Source organism: Stieleria tagensis (assembly GCF_024129865.1).
Taxonomy (GTDB): Bacteria; Planctomycetota; Planctomycetia; order Pirellulales; family Pirellulaceae; genus Stieleria; species Stieleria tagensis.
This window is the reverse complement of sequence record NZ_JAMYFE010000045.1, coordinates 1-18,072: the sequence shown is the minus strand read 5'-3', so window position 1 is coordinate 18,072 and position 18,072 is coordinate 1. Positions and strand designations below refer to the sequence as shown.

Here is an 18,072-nt window from a genome sequence, read left to right as displayed (position 1 = left end):
ACTAGTAGCCAGGGGATGGCCGGGTGGCGGTCCCGGATTCGAGCAACCGCACGTCAGGCATTAGATGATGCAATTAAGCGAAGATGAGTTTCGCAGCGAACTGTCGAAATTTCGTGACGAATTCCAACTGTTGCGAACCGAGGTCGGCAAACGAATTGTGGGCCAGCAACCGATCGTCGATGGGGTCTTGATTTCAATGATCGCCGGCGGACACGTGTTGCTCGAAGGCGTGCCCGGATTGGGCAAGACGTTGCTGGTTCGAACGCTTAGCGAAGTTTTGGAGGCACCGTTTAGCCGCATTCAGTTCACACCCGATTTGATGCCCGCCGATTTGATCGGGACCAACATTTTGGTCGAAGGTGATGACGGCAAGAAAGCGTTCGAGTTTCAGCGCGGACCGCTGTTCGCCAACGTGGTTCTGGCCGACGAGATCAACCGGGCGACGCCCAAAACTCAGTCGGCTTTGCTCGAAGCGATGCAGGAACACAGTGTGACAGTGGCTGGGACCTCACATCAATTGGAAGGCGTGTTCTTTGTGTTGGCCACGCAAAACCCTTTGGAGATGGAAGGCACCTATCCGTTGCCGGAAGCCCAATTGGACCGATTCTTGATGAAATTGCTGGTGCCGTTTCCGACGACCGAGGAAATGGAGACGATCATGGACCGCACCACGGCTGGCGAACAGAAGCCGCCGGACAAGGTGGTTTCGGCGGATCGCGTATTGCAATTGCGTGATTTGTCACGACGCATTCCGATTGCCGACGAGATCCGTCGCTATGCAATCTTGTTGGTCATGGGGACTCATCCCGAACACGAAGCCGCCACGGACATGGTTCGTCAATTCGTACGCTATGGCAGCAGCCCACGCGGCGCCCAAGCATTGATCCTGTGTGCCAAAATTGGTGCCGTGTTGGATGGGCGTTTCCATGTCTGCAAAGACGACCTGCGATCGGTCGCACACGCCGTCTTGCGTCACCGCGTGATGTTGAACTTCGAAGGCCAAGCCGAAGGGGTCAGCGTGGACGCGATCATTGATGATCTGTTGGAGAAAATCGGCCAAGAAGTCGCAATGGCAGGGTAATCCAGTCGCGTCCTGTCGCACCGTGCGCCCTTGTCGGATCCATTCCCGCAGATCAATCATCCATGTTCGATTCTGATTTTCTAAAACAGCTTGAATACCTTTCGCTGCTCAGCAAGCGGATGTTTCAAGGTCAATTGCTGGCTCAGCGGCGGACGATGCAGACCGGTGGTGGAATCGAGTTTTCCGATCACCGCGAATACATGCACGGCGATGATTTGCGTTATTTAGACTGGAACGTCTATGCCCGGCATGGCGATCTGTTGTTGAAACGCTTTCAGGAAGAAGAGGATTTACACGTCTATTTGTTGCTGGATGCGTCGCAGAGTATGGATGTTCAAGCGGCAGCGGGAACTTCATCGGCAAACGCCTCGCAGGACCCACCGAAATTCACACTGGCTCGTCAAATCGCTGCGGCGCTGGCCTACATTGCGCTGGCCGATTTGGATCGCGTCTCGATTTGTGCTTACGCCGACGGAATCCAGTCAACGATGCCATTGATCCGCGGCAAAGACCAGATTTTGAGCGTGCTGCGGTTTTTGGAAGGCTTGCAATGCAGCGGCCAGCGAACCGATCTGAAACGCAGTGTCGGTGAATTTGTCGCCCGCGCGCCTCGAACTGGATTGGCAATTGTGATCAGCGATCTGTTCGATCAAGATGGATTTCGCGAAGGCGTTGACCGCTTGCGATATGCCCAATTCGAACCGCATGTGATTCAAATTCACACCCGCAGCGAAGCGAATCCAGACCTGTTGGGCGATGTGCAATTGGTCGATTGCGAATCGGGGACGGAGAAGAAAGTCACCGTGACCGAACGCAAATTGCGGCAGTACAAACAGCTGTTTGCCACTTTCATCGCAGACATTGAAACGTATTGTCGAAATCACGGTTTGGCGCACACGCGTGCGACCACGGACATTCCCTTTGATGCCGTGTTGTTGAAAATGATGCGCGCCGCGGCGGTGGGGTAAACCATGTCACTTGCATCACCCAGCCAATTGATCTGGTTGCTCGCAGCGCTGCCGATCATTCTGTTCTATATCCTCAAAACGCGACTGCGACGGCGACCGGTTTCGACGTTGCTGTTTTGGGATCAAGTGTTCGAGCAAAAGCGGCAACGTTCGCTGTGGCAGAATCTACGGCACTGGGTTTCGTTGTTGCTGCAGTTGGCTCTTGTCGGGTTGATCGGATTTGCACTGGCTGATCCGTTGTGGAATTCCCAGCAGGACAGTGGTCAAGATTTGATCCTGGTCGTCGACAATTCCGCCAGCATGCAAGCGGTTGATCCGCAAACCGGTCAATCACGACTGCAACAGGCAATCGTTCAAGCCACCGATTTGGCGGGCACTCTGCGTAACGGCGACAACATTGCACTGGTCACCGCCGGTAACAGCGTCCGTGTCGTTGTCGGCATGTCGGATTTTGCCCCGACGGTTCAGGAGGCCCTGGGGACGATCACGCCGACGGACGGTCCGACCCGAATTGCGGATGGGATTGCCGCTGCGAGACGTCTGGCCAGCGATGACAAAAAACGTCGAATTGTGGTTTTCAGCGACGGCGGAGTCCCAGATCGTGATGCGTTGGAAGCGGTCGCTTCATCGGCCAGCGATGATTCCAGCGATGAACTGCTGGACGATCTTCCCGAGGATGTTGACCTGGACGCTGCATCGACATCGCGGCAGCAATTGCTGGGCAAGGATGTCCGTTGGATTCAAGTCGGACGATCACAGGACAACGTCGCCATCACCACGTTTCAAGTTCGGCGTTCCACGGTTGATCCGATCGGATATTCGTTGCTAGTCGAAGTCCGGAATTTTTCGGATGCCGCGGTGGAGACGCGATTGACGTTGCGATTGGATGAGGAATTGGTGGATGTGATCCCGCTGGAAATAGAGGCCGATGCTTCGTTTCGCAAACAGATCGATGGCACCTCGCAAGCCGGCGGTGTGTTAAGCGGTGAAATCAAGCATGACGACGCGCTGATCGTTGACAACACCGCACGGGCTATTTTGCCGCGGCGGAATGAGATTCCGGTGCATCTGGTCGTGGGGGATCAGTCCGATTCCTATTACATGCGCCGGGTGTTGCAGTCGATTCCGTTGGTTCGCATCCTCGGCGACGATGAAATCAGCGAACCGACCACGCGTTTGACGGTGTTCGCCAACCACGTGCCGGACCAGATTCCCGACGGTCCGGTGTTGTTTGTTGATGTACCGAAAGCGGGGCCGGCAATTGGCGACGATAAACAACCGGCGTGGCAATTAGGGGAAGCGATCGAAAACCCGATCATCGCCAAACAAGAAAAACAATCTCCGCTGTTACGGCATGTGCAGTTGCAAAACGTGATCTTGGCTGGCGGACGGGATCTGGAGGTCAACGAGGCGTTGGGTACGCCGACGACGTTGTTGGAAACCGCCAGTGGTGCGCGCGTTTGTGTTTCTGTGGAACGAAACGAAGGCCGCGTCTTGTTGTTGGCGTCGGATTTGGATTCTAGCGACCTGCCGCTGCGGATCGCGTTTCCGGTGTTGATGACCAACGCCATGAACTGGTTCTTTCGCGAAACCGGCGAGATTCGACCGGCGTTGGCGACCGGCCAAACTTCTGACGTGCCCTGGGACATTGCCGCACAATCATCCGCGGCTTCGGCGTCCGCTGGGTTGGTTGCACCATCGGGCCAGCGGTCGATCGTCACGGTAGCCAAGAATCGAGCCCGATTGGGACCGCTAGCCGCCGTCGGGATCTATCGACTGACCACGGATCAGACGGGATCGCAAACCACGCAAGGGAATGCCGCGGAGACCGAACCCGATGCGTCACAGGGTGCTGACACCGTTGCCACAGCCGAGGAGGATGACGCCGCCGGAACTCTGATCGCGGTGAATCTGTCCGATGCAAACGAGAGCGATTTACGGGTGCCCCAAATGCAGACCAGTGAAACGGCTGCGTTGCCGCCGGCGGGACGTTCACCATGGTTCTATTTGATCTTGGCAGCGACCGGATTGGTGATCACCGAGTGGGCTTTGTTTCAACGACGTGTGGTGGCCTGAGTCAAGGAATTCATTTCTTTTTGGGAACGGTTGCAGTGCAGTGGTCAGATTTTCCTTGGTTGTACGCCTTGATCCCAGCGATCCCGCTGTTGATCTGGTACCACATGCGCTCGTTAAGCGATTTCCCGGTCTGGCAAAAACGACTGTCCTTGATCGTTCGCGGATTGGTGTTGGCCCTGTTGGTCGCCGCGTTGGCCGGACCGGTGCTGATGCGTCAAACCGACAAACAGATGGTCGTGTTTGCGATCGACCGCAGCGAGAGCATTGATGCCGCCGCACGTGACCAGGCCAACACGTTTTTGGGACAAGCGATCAAGGCGGCCGAGCAGGCGGAGATGGACGTTCGATTCTTGGAATTTGATCGCCGCCCCCAACAATTGACTCAGCAGTGGACCGGCGACCAGGATCAACCCGCCAACGACGATGCGGCACAGAAGCCAGCAGAAGAGGATTCCGAGTCAAACGAGGGGAACAACGTTATTGCCGAAGAAACCGGGGAAATAGATCCCGATGCACTCGCCGATTCGGACCAGCCGTCGCCCCAAGAAACAACGACGGTGAATCCAGACAACGCGGCTGAGCGACGCGGCACGGATCTGGATGCGGCCGTGCGGACCGCGATTGCGTCGATGCCACCATCGAGAGTTCGTCGGGTGGTTTTGTTAAGCGATGGCAACGCGACAGACGGTGGTGATCCGATCGCCACAGCATCCGAGGGCGGCGTGCCAATCTGGACCGTTCCGTTGCCGACTCGCAGTGAACCGGAAGTTCAACTGACCCGTGTCGATGCACCCACCCAAGTCCGCCAGGGACAACCGTTTTATGTCGAAGTTGTCGTCAGCAGCAATCGGGACACCGAGGGGTACATCGATCTGTATCGCGGCGATATCCAAATTGGTGACGACGACCCCAAGCCGGTCAAAATAAAAAAGGGTGAAAACAGTTTTCGATTTCGGCAAACGGTCCTGGGCAAACGCCAGGAATCATTCGCCGCCCGCCTGCGTGGATTCGAGGACACGCTGCTGGACAATAACGAATCGGAAACAGTTGTCTATGCGCAAGGTCGGCCAAGGGTGCTGTTGGTGGATCCAGACATTGATCAAACCGATTCGCTGCGTTGGGCGTTGGACGAACAATCGATCGATGTCGAAGTTCGACCGCCAGCTGGTATCCCCAACGATCTGACTGAAATCCAAGGCTATGAATGTTTGATCCTGTCAAATGTTCCGGCAACGGCGATGACCATGCGGCAGATGGATTTGATTCGGATTTATGTCAAAGAGCTGGGCGGCGGATTGGTGATGTTGGGCGGCGACCAGTCATTTGGGCTTGGCGGATACTATCGTACCCAGGTCGAAGAAATCTTGCCGGTTCGCAGCAACTTTGAAAAGGAACGCGAGAAACCATCGTTGGCAATGATGTTGGTGATCGACAAGAGCGGATCGATGGGAGGGCAAAAAATTGAATTGGCAAAAGACGCTGCTCGCGCCGCCGTTGAATTGCTGGGACCTCGCGATTCGATCGGCGTGATCGCGTTTGATGGCGCTGCCTACACGGTGTCGGAACTGCGGTCGACTGCGGACAAAGGCCAGATCATCGACGCGATCAGCACGATCGAAGCTTCCGGGGGGACCAACATGTATCCGGGCATGGCTGATGCGTTGGAGGCGCTTCGCGCTGCGACGGCAAAACTAAAACATGTGATCCTGATGACCGACGGTGTCTCGTCGCCGGGTGATTTTCAAGGCGCCGCGTCCGACATGTCGGCCAATCGCATCACGTTGTCGACCGTTGCACTCGGCCAAGGTGCCAGCGAAGATTTGTTGGAAGAATTGGCACAGATCGGCGGCGGGCGCTATTATTTCTGTGACTCCCCCGACGCCGTGCCTCAGGTGTTTGCCAAGGAAACGGTGGAAGCCAGTAAGTCGGCGATCAACGAGTTGCCATTCACCGCCCAGACCGTTCGGCCGACGGCCGTCCTGGATGGGATCGATTTAGATTTGTCGCCATTGTTGCTGGGCTATGTCGTCACTCGTCCCAAGCCCACCGCTGAATTCATCTTGGCCAGCGAGTCCGGTGATCCACTGTTGGCATGGTGGCGGTATGGGTTGGGGATGTCGGTGGCGTTCACGAGTGATGCCAAAAATCGCTGGGCCGGCGAATGGCTGGCCTGGCCGGACTTTGGTCCCTTTTGGGCTCAGATCATTCGTCATGCGATGCGGAAAGATGACAACCGTGGGGTCTTTGTGGACGTCCGCCGCGACGGCGAAACCACATCTGTCTCATTGGATTCGGTCGATCAAGATGGTGCGTTCATTGAAAATGCAACAACCGAATTGACGCTGATCGATCCAGGGCTTGGTCGCAAGAAAATTGAGATGCAACAGACGGCGCCCGGGCGATTCGAAGCTCAGATCAAAACCGACCGCCGTGGTGCCTATCACTTGGATTTGGCACAAACGCGATCCAGTGGCACCACCCAGCGTTCCTCACGTGGCATCACCGTCGGTTACTCCGATGAATTGCGGTTGTTGCCGACCTCTGAATCGACACTGCGGCGGATCGCAACGGTCAGTGGCGGACGTTACGACCCCACACCACAATCGATCGCCGACCCTGATCCGACGACCGCTCGCCAGCCGATGCCGTTGTGGCCGTGGTTGTTGATGGCGGCGATGTCATTGTTTGTGGTGGATGTTGCGCTACGACGCATCGAATTGACGGCGTAGGGAACGATCCGTTTCGTAGCTGGGCCGCCAGAATTCATGCGGTCAGAATTCTGCCAACCTATGCCGCCGCCAGTATGCGTGAGCGAAGGATTTCACGCACCAACGGGATCCCTCGCTGGCGCGTTGGGTTACCAACAAACAATGACTCACGCAAATTACCAATCAACAATGACTCACGCAAATGCGCAACTTCAAGAGAAGTCCCCGTTAGGGCTGTTGCTGGGCGTTGTGAAAGTCGGCGATTGAATCGAATTTTTCGGCACCTTCCACAAGTTTGTATTGGTACAGCGATGGATCGTTTTCTTGATTGATACGCCAAGATTTAAAATCGAATCGTAACAAGTATCGGTAGCCGGCTGGCAAATCCAATCCGCCGTTGGCACGCAACATGTCCGACAGGTCAACCAAGAGTCGCAACGGTTGCGGGACTTTGTCTTGGGTCATCCACAGGTCCCATTTGACGTCATCGTCTTGCACGGCGGTGAAGTGAACCGCCGGTGTTTCCCCGCGAAATTTTTCACGGTCGACCAACCGTACGGATTTCATTCCAGTGGTCAACGTCAGTTTGGGATCCACACCGGCCAGCGTCAGTGCAAGCACGGGTTCTGGATAGGCGCCCATCGGGACCGGCAATTCGAACACCGCGCGTTGCATCGGAATCGGAGCATCCAGGGTCGTGTAGGCGGTGGTCGAAAGCGCGATCGTGGCGGTCTTGCCGTCACAGTAAATCCGAGTCCGTCGTGCATCCTCTTTCAGATAGATCGTGAATGAACCGGGTGCGGTCGAAGCGATTTGATAGATCGACGTTTGGCTGCTGATGACGGCGCCATCGACCACCGTGTCGACCGACAGTTCCACTGTGGAACGTGACGATTTTGCGGTGACGATTTGATCCAGCAGCGGCGCAAGTGCCTCGATCGCCTGCTCGGTCAGCGGGTCGGGGGCTGGCGCGTCGTCGGCAACATCGTCGGCAGCATCGTCGGCAGCGGCAACAGGATCTTGATCTGCAGGTTTATCTTGTTGAGCGATCGCTGTGTGTCCGCAACAGCAGACACACATCATTAGCGCGATAAACGGTCGAGATGGATGGTGGGAATACGGCATGACTAGACGGCTAGTTTGTGGAATTGACGCTTTCGGCTTCCGCTTCGGCTCGAATTTCTTCCTTGGTTTTCATCGGGAAATACTCCTCGACGACACGGTAAAATTCGGCAGCGCTGGAGACGGATGCGACGTGCGTGCGAAAATGTCTTGCTCCGTATTTGCCTTGTGCATAACAGCAGGCGAACTTCCGCATCAGGATCGTGCCTTTTTCTTCGCCGAAACGTTCCTTGACCAATTCATAGTGGTGCATCATGCATTGACGTTGTTCGGGGAGTGTCGGTTCCGGGGGGATGGGTTCGCCGCGGAGAGCTGCGGCGGACTGGGCAAACAACCACGGCCGTCCCAAGCAGGCGCGAGCAATCATCACCCCGTCGACGTCGTAGTTTTGGAAGGCATGAACGACTTTTTCGGCAGTGTCTAAATCGCCATTGCCGATCAAAGGGATCGATTTCAAATGGGATTTGATCTCGCTGATACGATCCCAATCGGCGCGGCCTCGAAACATGTCTTTGGCGGTGCGGCCGTGAACCGTCAATGCTGCTGCACCGGCCTCCTCCACGACCCGTGCGATTTCGTTGCAATTGATCGAATCCGGGTTGCACCCTAGACGAATCTTGGCGGTGACCGGTGTCGGGGCACAGGCCTGGACGAGTCCCGAGATGATCTCGAACATTCGGCCGGGGTTGTTCAGCAAGTAGCTACCGCTGTGGGCTTTCTCGGTCACCCGGCGGACGGGGCAGCCGAAATTGATGTCGACCACGCTGACCTGGTATTCCTGGACCAACCGGCGGCCGACAGTCGCCATCGTTGTCGGGTCATTGTCCCAGATTTGGACGGCCAGCGGACGCGCCTCTTCGGCAACGCCCCACAACCGTTCGGGATGTTCGGCGACGTTCTTGTCCATCCAGACGAAGCCACGGGCGTTGACCATCTCCGTCGCAATCAGGCCGACGCCGCCGTATTCACGCACCATTTGGCGGAACGCCGCATTGGTGAACCCAGCCATGGGCGCTTGCAAGATCGGTGGATCTACCAGCAGATCACCGATGTAGAATCCGGGCGGAGGAAAGGAACGCGACATGGCTGAGCGAAAAGTGAGTGTAGAAACACCGTCACTCTAAAACGCCCGCGACCAACTGGCAATGATCGAGTAGTCCGTCTCTAACTGAATCCCGTCCAAATCCTGTCCCAGCGTCGGCACGATTTCGGCGTTGAAATAGTTGCTTTTCCAGAGAATCTGGGTGCCGAAGCCCATGTTGTACCAGTATCCGCCGCGGAAACTTTCGACATTGGTGCTGATCATTGCATCGGGCGTTTGCGGGTCGGCGCCGTCGATGTTGTCACGCCAGATGTGTTCGCCACGCCACGACAGGGCCACGTAGTCGTTGATCAGGTACTGGGTCCAGGAATTCAAGCGAAGTTCGGCACCGAGTCGATAATCGCGATAATTCTTGCCCATCGGCAAGTCGGTCTGAACCTGACCACCCCAGCTCCAGTGGTTGGCAAAGTATTTGACCGTCAATCCCGGACGAGCATTGAAGGTGCCGCTTCCCAAACGCATCGGGTAGGGCAAGGGTTGAGACACCATGCCGCCGGTCGGCGCGTCACTGGTGCGGAAAATGTCCCCGGTTGGAATGGAACCACCCAAGTTCAAAATCCAGTCGCAGCGTTCGGTGCTGTACAGCCGCAGTAACGCACCCAGGGTGGTGTCACCGAAACCGCTATTGTGCGTCGTGAATTCCGTCCCAGCGCCGGCGGGATTCATCGGCCCACGAATGTGGTCCATCGTCAAACTAGGCAGCATCAGCATCGTGTACAGCGTCACATCATCATTCAATCCGTACATGATGTGCGCCATGTGCATTTCCATGGTCATCTGCGTTGGGGTGGCGCCGCGATTGGTGACCGGGTTGCTGGTCGCACCGTAGGCGATCGCCTGGGAGTCACTGACCGTGTCTTCGCCTACCCGATTGTCTTCCATGTACATGTTCATGTACTTGTACTCGACCATCCACTCGCCTTTGTGGTGCAAGTGGTCGCCCATGATTCCTGCCGGCCCATGTTTATCGGCCAGTGATTTGCGTCCCGGCTGGTCGGCCAAGGCCGGTGAGGACAGGGTGACGGCCCAGAGCAATCCAGCGATCAGCCATGCCGCCGCTGGGCCAGCGCAGCGAATCCCTGTCCGAAGGCATCGGTTTGGAATCGATTGATTTGCAGTGGGCATAGAAATCGCATCAAAACAGGGCCAGTGGTCACGGTATCACGGTATCCACTGATTCAATCGGACGAATCCGTCGACTGCACAAGCAGACCGAGATGTGAACGCCGTACCACTACGACCGGCAAACTCCCAGCGGCGGACGGCGCCATCCACCGTTGGAGTTCACGCTTCAGCGTGTCCGCCCCAATCCACCAGCGACAGTCCGTGCTGGGCAATCTGAAGGTTGAACTCCAACAATTGGTCGTCGAAATTCGAAGCGGCCCGAAATTATTCGGCTCGACGCGCACTGCTCTGCTGTGATATAGCCCCATGATGGTGTCATTACACCGCACCCGGTTTCCATGGACGGGAAACCACTTTCACAGCATCATCCCAGCAGCCTGCCACCCAATCGTGTTTCTCGATTGTTGATCCGGCAGGCGGTTGGCAATCGACGCAGGACGGATCCGACTGATGAGTAATATTGTATTTGGAATACCGGTCATCTCGTTTTTCGCGTTCGTTGCGGCCGGTTTAGCGATTGGGAATCTGCTGTGGTACCGCGATTCCAGTGGCGATGAAGCCAGAATCAAAGAGCTCGAAGACCAACTTGCCGCCGCTGGTGGTGCATCGACCGATCAAGACGACGAAGTCCGATCGTTGACACAGGCACTTGAGGAACAAGGCGGTGATTTGCAGCGTGCCTACGAAGAAATGGCTTCGCTGCGTGAACAACAAGAACAATTGCAATCGGCGCTCGACGAGTCGGTCCAACATGACGCTTCTCAAGACGACACCGCGCAGCAAGTGGACACTGCGGCCCTGCAAGAGGAATTGCAGCAGGCTCACCAGCAGGGACTGTCGCTACAGCAAGAATTGGACGCCGCGTCGCTGCGCGTCGAACAGTTGCTGGCCGAAAAGACCGCCGCCCAAGAGCAGCTTGAGTGCAAGGAAGACGCAGCCAATGAATCCGAGGCCGAGCTTGCTCGACAGGCGGACATCATTCAATCGTTGACCACGACCAACGAGGCGCAAGCATCCGAGATTCAATCGTTGGGGCAGCAGATCCAAACACTCACCGAACAGGTCGCGGACCAGTCGGTCGACTCGGATTCGACCGCCGATGAAAAACACCAATTGCAAATCGAACAGCTGCAGTCTGAACTCGAGACGCGTCAAGCGAGTTCGGATCAATTGCAGCAAGAATTGGAAGGCGTGCAAACGGAATTGACCGCCGCGCAAGCGTTGGTCGAGGCCCGTGGCGGCACGATCGAAACCCTACAAACACAATTGGATGATCTGAACGATTCGTTTCAGCAACGTCAAAACCGTGTCGAAGAACTCGAAGAGGAGTTGCAGATGCTTGACGGTGTGCAACATCAACGCGATGAAGCACAGCGTAAATACACGTCGGTGCTGTGCAGCGTCGAAACCATGCAACAGCAACTCGCTGGAGCACTCGATCAAGCCGAGCGAACGGCCGATCAAAATGAACGCTTGGCGGATCTGATTGAAGAAAAACAGATACGCATCGCCGAGCTCGAGCGGCAAACCCATGATGATGCGACGGTCCGCGACGAACTGGACACGCTGGAAAAACAGATCCGTTCGTTGAGCGAGGAATTGATCGACCGCGATCGTCTGATCGAATCGCTGCGAGAAAAAATCGGCTTGCAAACGACCGAGCTGGAACAGATCGAACAACTGCAAGAAGAACTCCAGCAACAACAATTGGATTTGGAATCGGCCCACGAACAGGCCGATTTGGAACGCACAATTCGCTCGGATCTGGAAGCCAAACTGAGTGAGAAAACAACTCGAATCGCAGATCTTTCCCAACGCTGCGAAGTGATCGACCCGCTGCAAGACGAAACGGCGGCGCTGATTCAACGCGTCGAGGAAAGTTTGGACACGATCGAACAATTGACGGCTCAGTTGACCGACAGTGACCAGACCATCGATGAATTGAATCAGCGATTGGAGATCATCGAACAGCTGGAAGCGGAAAAGCAATCCCTCAGCGACGATTTGCAGGCCAACGCCGAGGCCCTGGAACAGTTGACCTCGCAGGTGCGTGATCGAGATGAAGAGATCAGTGCGCTGACCCAGCGCTGCGAAGCACTGGCCGACGCGGAAACGCAAGTGGTCGCGTTGAACCAGGAATTGGAATCGAGCCGATCGACGATCGATGCCATCGAATTGGAAATCAGCTGGCGTGACGCCACGATCGCCGAGCTGACCCTGATCAGTGACTCTGTCACGGTGCTGCAACAAGAAAACGAATCACTGGCCCAGCAGCTGTCCGAGCGACAGCGAACCGAAGCCGGTTTGCGAGCGAGTTTGAACGATCAAGATTGTGAAATTGAATCGCTGCGAGAGGACGAGCGTGAACTTGCCGCTCTGCGAAACCGCTATGATGCCTTGAGCGGTGATCACGCCGCCCGACAAGAGCTGTTGGATCAGGCACAGCAGCATGCCGATCGTCTGGCCATCGAATTGCAGCAGCGCGAAGACGAGATGGCAGATTTGAAATTGCGGTTCGGTTCGGTTGCGGATCTGGAGAAACAATTGCATCTGCGCAGCCGAGACGTCGGCGAATTAAAGGTCCAAAGCGACCTGCAAACCCGCGCCTTTGCTGAACAGCGTGAGGAATTGCTGCGGGTGCGCGACCAGGTTGCAGATCTGGACGCCACCAGCCAACAACTTGCCGTCACACAACAGCGGTTGTCTAAATCCAACGAGATGTGCGACACACTGGCGGAAACCAATCAGGAATTAGAAACACGCCTAGCGACGCTGAGCGAAAAGGTGGAATTGCAATTGATCGAATTGCCACAATTGCGGTCCGACAACGAGTTGCTGGAGTCCAAAACCGCGGATTTGATCACTCACCTGCGACGTGTCAGCAGTGAGCACGAAGCCAGTTTGGAGGCCAACGAACGGGCCCAGTCGACGATCCGAGAACTACAGGACGAGATCCATCAGCAGACCGCAACGATTCGTCAATTGCGACGCGACCGCGCGGCGATTCTCGATTTAGGCGACGATGACCGCCAAGCCGCCTAATGCTGTGTGACTTTCAATTGACCGACGATCGGCTAGGCTTGGCGGTAACAACCGCACTCGCAATAGGCATCGATCTTGGAACCCGCTGAACCAGAAAATCCGACCACGCCGCCTGAACGTCCCGCCGAGACAGATTCACCGGCCGAGACTGGCGGCGAAGCACCGCGGATGATGCGGCTGGACGATGTGCTCAAACGCGCCGGACTGGTGGGAACCGGTGGTCAAGCCAAGATCTGGATTCAGGACGGTCAGGTATCGGTCAACGGCCAAGTCGAAACCCGGCGGCGAAAACAGCTCTTTTTGGGCGATTGTGTGGAGACGATGGGGCAGCAAGTGACGCTAGACGAGTCGTTTTTTGACTGTTAGGCGAAATCTAGGTGTTTCGACCCGATTCAGTGTTGACGCTCGCCGAGCCAGCGTTCGATACTGCGCCAACCGAGAATTACAGCGGCGGCGAATTTTCCGCTATTCTGGGTTAGTTTCACTTCGGTGAACTAGACGATGCGCACCAAATCGCTTGGCCGTTCAAGCAAGATGGGGCGCCCCGCGGGCAGAGTGTCGGAATCGTGTTTGATTTCGAATTCCCCCCACGGAACCTTTTTTCAATCGATGTCCGGAATGCCCACCGGCAGGAGAAGTATTTTTTAGTGGCGTTGGCACGAAGAAACCATCAACCAGAAAACCGCGACACTGTTCGCATTAACACCAATATCCGTATCTCGCCTATTCGCGTTGTTAGCGAAACCGGCGAGCAGCTCGGAGTCATCTCGACAGAAGACGCCTTGGAACGGGCGCGTGATGTCGGGTTAGACTTGGTCGAAGTCGCCCCGAATGAGCGACCACCGGTTTGCCGAATCATGGATTACGGCAAATACAAATACGACAAGAACAAAAAAACCAATCGAAATCAAAGTCACACCAAGACAAAAGAGATTCGGTTGCGCCCCAAGACGGGTGACGAAGACATTCGCACCAAGATCCGTCGGGCCGAAAAGTTCTTGGAACACAAGGATAAAGTTCAGGTCAGCGTCCTGTTTCGTGGCCGTGAAATGGCTCACATCGAAGAGGGGCGAAAGGTCATGCAGCAAGTGATCGAATTGCTAGACGAAGTCGGCAAAGTCGAAACCGCTCCGCAACAGCATGGTCGACGAATGATCTGTATGATCGCTCCGCGTTAAGGCCGATGACCGTTTCCCTTGATGCGCTCTGCCAAACGCTCGCCCAGCTTGCACCGTTGGCGCTGGCAGAGTCATGGGACAATGTCGGGTTGCTGCTAGGCGATCGATCTCAGCTGGTCGATCGTGTGATGACCTGCCTGACGATCACGCCCGCGGTCGTCGACGAAGCAATCGAGCAACGCGCAGGCCTGATCGTTGCCCATCACCCGCTTCCGTTCCGACCGCTTGCTCGAATCAACTGCGACAGTGTTACCGGGCGGATGTTGTGGCGGTTGGCCGGTGCCGGAATCGCTGTCTATAGCGCCCACACCGCATTTGATTCGGCGGCTAGCGGAATCAATCAACAGTGGGCCGAATCACTAGGACTGACGGCAATCCGTCCGTTGCTTGATCCTGATGTCACCGCCACCGAGCTTTCCGGCAACCGACTGGGCAGTGGCCGTTTTGGATCGCTACCGGTCGCGACTGCTGCGGTAGACGTGATTCGCCAGTGCCACCGGCATGTCGGTTCCAGCGTTCCGCTGCGTGCCGTCGGCCCGCTGCACAAATTGGTCACCAAAATCGGATTCGCCTGTGGCAGTGGCGGATCGTTTGTCGCCGCCGCCGATCGCCATGGTTGCGAACTACTGATCACCGGCGAGGCAACCTTTCACAACTGTTTGGAAGCCGAATCGTTGGGGATGGTCCTAGGATTGCTGGGGCACTATCACAGCGAACGTTTCGCGATGGAGATTTTGGCGGATCAGATTGCCAGTGCGTTACCCGGACTGTCAATCTGGCCGAGTCGCTGCGAATCGGACCCCATTCAAGTGGTTGCGGAATAGACTTGATGCTTCGGTATCCTGTCAGAGTGCAGCCTGTGAGGGGCGATGTACCGGGAATTTGGCGTTGTGGCGCAGCTTTTGCATCTGGTCCCAAGCCCCAACCAGATCCAACCGCAAACGAATGGCTTTGTCGCAATTCGTTCACGCTTGGTGCCGGTGTGGCCGCCCCGACGGTGCCGTCCAACGAGAGATTGCTGTAAGACCCGATCGCTTGGCGGGTAGACTCTGTCAACAAGCGGTCACGACGGCCCCGTGCTGCTTCCTTAGATCGAATGAAGTGTTAGGAGACGAGATGTCAGAACGCGAAACATGGCTTGCCGCTCTACCGGTTTACAACGAAGTGGACTATGTCGACGAGATTCTGGACAAAGTGGTCCAGTATGCCGACCACGTGTTAGTCGTCGACGACGGATCCACCGATGGGACCGCTGAACGATTGGCGGCCCGCAGCGATGTGCAAGTCATTCGGCATGCGAAGAACCGTGGCTACGGAGCGGCGCTGCAAACTGCGTTCGACTATACGCGGCAAAATGGATTTGCGGGCGTGGTCACGCTCGATTGCGATGGCCAGCACCAACCGAAACGGATTCCCGCGTTCATCGACATGGCCCGTTCGGCCGACATCGTTTCAGGCAGTCGCTACCTTCATCACTTCGAAGGCGACGACGCACCGCCAGAAGAGCGGATGTTTATCAATCGTCGGATCACCGCCGATCTGAATCGCCGTCTAGGTTTGGAGTTAACAGATTCGTTTTGTGGGTTTAAAGCGTACCGCGCCGAGGCACTCGCGCAGTTCGAGATCACCGACACCGGCTATGCCATGCCGTTGCAACTGTGGGTCCAGGCGGCGGCGTCGGGATTGCGGGTGGTTGAGATGGCGGTGCCGTTGATCTATCTAGATCTGGAACGCTCCTTCGGTGGCGCGCTCGATCACGCCGAGACACGACTGAAACACTACAACCAAGTCATCGACGCGGAGATCTCACGATTGTGCGCTCTGGGGCGGCACGTCACTCACGCCACCAGCGGCGATTCAGTCTGTTCCCACGACGCCGGTTGAATGACAGCGATGACCCGTGATCAGTCTTCTCCTCCGAGCGTCGGCGCTCCGCCAGCCTTCCAGGACTATCGGGCACCGCGCCTTCACGGCGAGTGTCTGATTGAACCGGCGCTGGGTGCTGCGGAGCAATTGATTGCGCAGAATGTTGGTCGCGCGTCCAACTACGGTGCCGAGATCGCTTCGCTGCGAGCGCCGGCTCGGCAGCAATTGCTGCGAGACGCAAGACGATACACGTCGGCCTATCGCGACGTCGATTTTACGCCGGCGACTGGACAGCCCATTGTGATGGCCGGTCATCAGCCCACGCTATTCCATCCCGGGGTCTGGTTCAAAAATTTTGCACTCGATCGAATCGGCAGCATCACGAATTCCATTGCGATCAATTTGGTCGTCGATAGCGACGTCGCCGGGCCGAGCAGCGTGCGGGTTCCCCATCGGTTATCCGACGGTGAGCAAATGGATGCTGAACAAATTGATGGTGAATTGGGGTTTCGCGCCGTACCCTACGACAGTCGCGGCGCCGGGGTGCCGTACGAACAGGCGTTGATTCACGATCGCGAACTGTTTGACTCTTTCGATCGCTCAGTGAGGAACCAGATCGCTGGTTTGATCGACAATCCGATGGTCGGTCCATTGTGGCAACACGCCCGTGAAGCGATCCAGCGATGCGGCTATGCCGGCTGCGCACTGGCCCAAGCCCGCCACCGGTTGGAGGCGGATCTGGGGCTGCAAACGCTGGAAATTCCGCAGAGTGTTGTCTGTCGTGGCGAAGCATTTGCGTCGTTCGCAATGATGATTTTGCGTGATCTGCCTCGCTTTCACGAATGCTACAACGGATCTGCCGAACTGTTTCGTCGCGCCCACGGCATCCGCAGTACCGCTCATCCGGTGCCCAATTTGGCCCGTGATGGTGATTGGTACGAAGCGCCGTTTTGGGTTTATGGGAATCAGTCGCCCCAGCGGCAAAGCGTTTGGGTGCGGATCTCAGACGCCGGTTCAGTGATGGAAATCTCCGATCGCGGTCAGCGGCATCGTAAACTCTCGGCGGTTGATTCCCCGTCGGCCGGCGATGCATTTGGCGCTCTGGCCAGCCCCGAATTCAAACTCCGCAGCCGAGCTTTGGTGACCACCATGTATGCGCGGTTGGTGTTGAGCGATCTGTTTCTGCATGGCATCGGCGGTGGCAAGTACGATCAGTTGGGTGATTTGATTAGCCGGTCCTTCTTTGCAGTGGATCCACCGGATTTTATGGTGATGTCGGCGACGGTATTGTTGCCCGGGCACGAAACCATGCCCATGGAACAGATCAAGCAACAGCAAGCAGATCTACAGCGGAACTTCCGGGATCTTCAATACCAACCCGAACGGTTCACCGATTCAGGATTGCTGTCACAGCGGTTGCTTTCTCAAAAACAACGGTTGCTTGACTCGATTCCGCCGCATGGTCAGCGCAGTGACTGGCACCAAGAAATCACACAGCTCAATGCGCAGTTGTCTGCCGAGTTGAGTCCGATTCAGCAGCAGCTTGACGCGGATCGATCACGTTTGGATCGCCGCTTGCGTGACGCTGCGATTTGGAACAGTCGTGAACATTCTTTTTGCGTTTACCCGCTGGACTATCTGCAGAACGCCTATCGTCAGATGCTGTCCGATTGAATCAGGCCACGGTCAGATTGGACGTCATGCAGGTTAGAAATTCATGCTCCCCTGCGCTTTGACGTTGCAATTTTGCATGGGGCATTGGTTCTTGGTAACCCGACGCGTCAGTTTTGAAGTTGCGCTAAAC

At 56.3% G+C, this 18,072-nt stretch carries 13 protein-coding genes; 10 read left to right on the top strand and 3 right to left on the bottom strand.

All coding sequences use genetic code 11. From position 1 onward, the window contains the following. Nucleotides 1–67: 67 nt before the first annotated feature. From NHH03_RS10855 to NHH03_RS10840, 4 genes are all read left to right on the top strand, one after another. Entirely contained in the window at nucleotides 68–1,081 is a 1,014-nt protein-coding gene (locus tag NHH03_RS10855; protein WP_390895556.1) for an AAA family ATPase, read from the top strand. Nucleotides 1,082–1,143: 62 nt separating this feature from the next. Next, complete coding sequence (locus NHH03_RS10850) at nucleotides 1,144–2,049, top strand: DUF58 domain-containing protein (protein WP_253155985.1); 906 nt, start codon at nucleotides 1,144–1,146, stop codon at nucleotides 2,047–2,049. Nucleotides 2,050–2,052: 3 nt separating this feature from the next. After that, a complete protein-coding gene (locus NHH03_RS10845) occupies nucleotides 2,053–4,125 on the top strand; it encodes a vWA domain-containing protein (protein WP_253155984.1) in 2,073 nt (690 codons plus the stop codon). A 35-nt stretch (nucleotides 4,126–4,160) separates the two neighbouring features. Beyond that, nucleotides 4,161–6,854 carry a VWA domain-containing protein gene (locus tag NHH03_RS10840; protein ID WP_253155983.1) on the top strand — a complete coding sequence of 898 codons (2,694 nt, stop codon included), beginning with the start codon at nucleotides 4,161–4,163 and terminating at the stop codon, nucleotides 6,852–6,854. A gap of 207 nt (nucleotides 6,855–7,061) precedes the next feature. Here the strand turns inward: NHH03_RS10840 and NHH03_RS10835 are convergent, their stop codons facing one another. Genes NHH03_RS10835 through NHH03_RS10825 form a run of 3 tightly spaced genes read right to left on the bottom strand, consistent with a single transcriptional unit; the run spans nucleotide 7,062 to nucleotide 10,182 of the window. After that, entirely contained in the window at nucleotides 7,062–7,958 is an 897-nt protein-coding gene (locus NHH03_RS10835; protein WP_253155982.1) for a DUF2092 domain-containing protein, read from the bottom strand. A gap of 10 nt (nucleotides 7,959–7,968) precedes the next feature. Further along, nucleotides 7,969–9,039 carry a tRNA dihydrouridine synthase DusB gene (gene dusB / locus NHH03_RS10830; protein WP_253155981.1) on the bottom strand — a complete coding sequence of 357 codons (1,071 nt, stop codon included), beginning with the start codon at nucleotides 9,037–9,039 and terminating at the stop codon, nucleotides 7,969–7,971. 36 nt (nucleotides 9,040–9,075) lie between these two features. Further along, nucleotides 9,076–10,182, bottom strand: a complete 1,107-nt coding sequence (locus tag NHH03_RS10825; protein WP_253155980.1) for a transporter — start codon at nucleotides 10,180–10,182, stop codon at nucleotides 9,076–9,078. A 450-nt stretch (nucleotides 10,183–10,632) separates the two neighbouring features. On the opposite strand from NHH03_RS10825, the gene NHH03_RS10820 reads away from it, so the two are divergent. The 6 genes from NHH03_RS10820 (at nucleotide 10,633) to NHH03_RS10795 (ending at nucleotide 17,942) form a co-directional block, all read left to right on the top strand. Then, a complete protein-coding gene (locus NHH03_RS10820; RefSeq protein WP_253155979.1) occupies nucleotides 10,633–13,224 on the top strand; it encodes a hypothetical protein in 2,592 nt (863 codons plus the stop codon). Between the two features lie 75 nt (nucleotides 13,225–13,299). Next, the gene (locus tag NHH03_RS10815) at nucleotides 13,300–13,590 is read left to right on the top strand and encodes an RNA-binding S4 domain-containing protein (protein WP_253155978.1); all 291 of its coding nucleotides are present in this window, start codon (nucleotides 13,300–13,302) and stop codon (nucleotides 13,588–13,590) included. A 281-nt stretch (nucleotides 13,591–13,871) separates the two neighbouring features. Then, nucleotides 13,872–14,402, top strand: coding sequence for a translation initiation factor IF-3 (gene infC, locus NHH03_RS10810; RefSeq protein ID WP_253155977.1), 531 nt, complete (start codon nucleotides 13,872–13,874; stop codon nucleotides 14,400–14,402). A 5-nt stretch (nucleotides 14,403–14,407) separates the two neighbouring features. Next, nucleotides 14,408–15,226 carry a Nif3-like dinuclear metal center hexameric protein gene (locus tag NHH03_RS10805; RefSeq protein ID WP_253155976.1) on the top strand — a complete coding sequence of 273 codons (819 nt, stop codon included), beginning with the start codon at nucleotides 14,408–14,410 and terminating at the stop codon, nucleotides 15,224–15,226. 292 nt (nucleotides 15,227–15,518) lie between these two features. Next, on the top strand, nucleotides 15,519–16,286 hold the full coding sequence (locus NHH03_RS10800; RefSeq protein WP_253155975.1) for a glycosyltransferase family 2 protein: 768 nt from the start codon (nucleotides 15,519–15,521) through the stop codon (nucleotides 16,284–16,286). Continuing rightward, nucleotides 16,287–17,942 carry a hypothetical protein gene (locus NHH03_RS10795; RefSeq protein ID WP_253155974.1) on the top strand — a complete coding sequence of 552 codons (1,656 nt, stop codon included), beginning with the start codon at nucleotides 16,287–16,289 and terminating at the stop codon, nucleotides 17,940–17,942. Nucleotides 17,943–18,072: the final 130 nt, after the last annotated feature.

What these genes read in the sequence shown, in the direction of transcription:
- NHH03_RS10820 (WP_253155979.1), top strand. Translation starts at nt 10,633, where the DNA reads ATGAGTAATATTGTATTTGGAATACCGGTCATCTCGTTTTTCGCGTTC.
- NHH03_RS10850 (WP_253155985.1), top strand. Translation starts at nt 1,144, where the DNA reads ATGTTCGATTCTGATTTTCTAAAACAGCTTGAATACCTTTCGCTGCTC.
- NHH03_RS10800 (WP_253155975.1), top strand. Translation starts at nt 15,519, where the DNA reads ATGTCAGAACGCGAAACATGGCTTGCCGCTCTACCGGTTTACAACGAA.
- NHH03_RS10825 (WP_253155980.1), bottom strand. Translation starts at nt 10,182, where the DNA reads ATGCCCACTGCAAATCAATCGATTCCAAACCGATGCCTTCGGACAGGG.
- NHH03_RS10845 (WP_253155984.1), top strand. Translation starts at nt 2,053, where the DNA reads ATGTCACTTGCATCACCCAGCCAATTGATCTGGTTGCTCGCAGCGCTG.
- NHH03_RS10855 (WP_390895556.1), top strand. Translation starts at nt 68, where the DNA reads ATGCAATTAAGCGAAGATGAGTTTCGCAGCGAACTGTCGAAATTTCGT.
- NHH03_RS10835 (WP_253155982.1), bottom strand. Translation starts at nt 7,958, where the DNA reads ATGCCGTATTCCCACCATCCATCTCGACCGTTTATCGCGCTAATGATG.
- dusB (WP_253155981.1), bottom strand. Translation starts at nt 9,039, where the DNA reads ATGTCGCGTTCCTTTCCTCCGCCCGGATTCTACATCGGTGATCTGCTG.
- NHH03_RS10795 (WP_253155974.1), top strand. Translation starts at nt 16,287, where the DNA reads ATGACAGCGATGACCCGTGATCAGTCTTCTCCTCCGAGCGTCGGCGCT.
- NHH03_RS10805 (WP_253155976.1), top strand. Translation starts at nt 14,408, where the DNA reads ATGACCGTTTCCCTTGATGCGCTCTGCCAAACGCTCGCCCAGCTTGCA.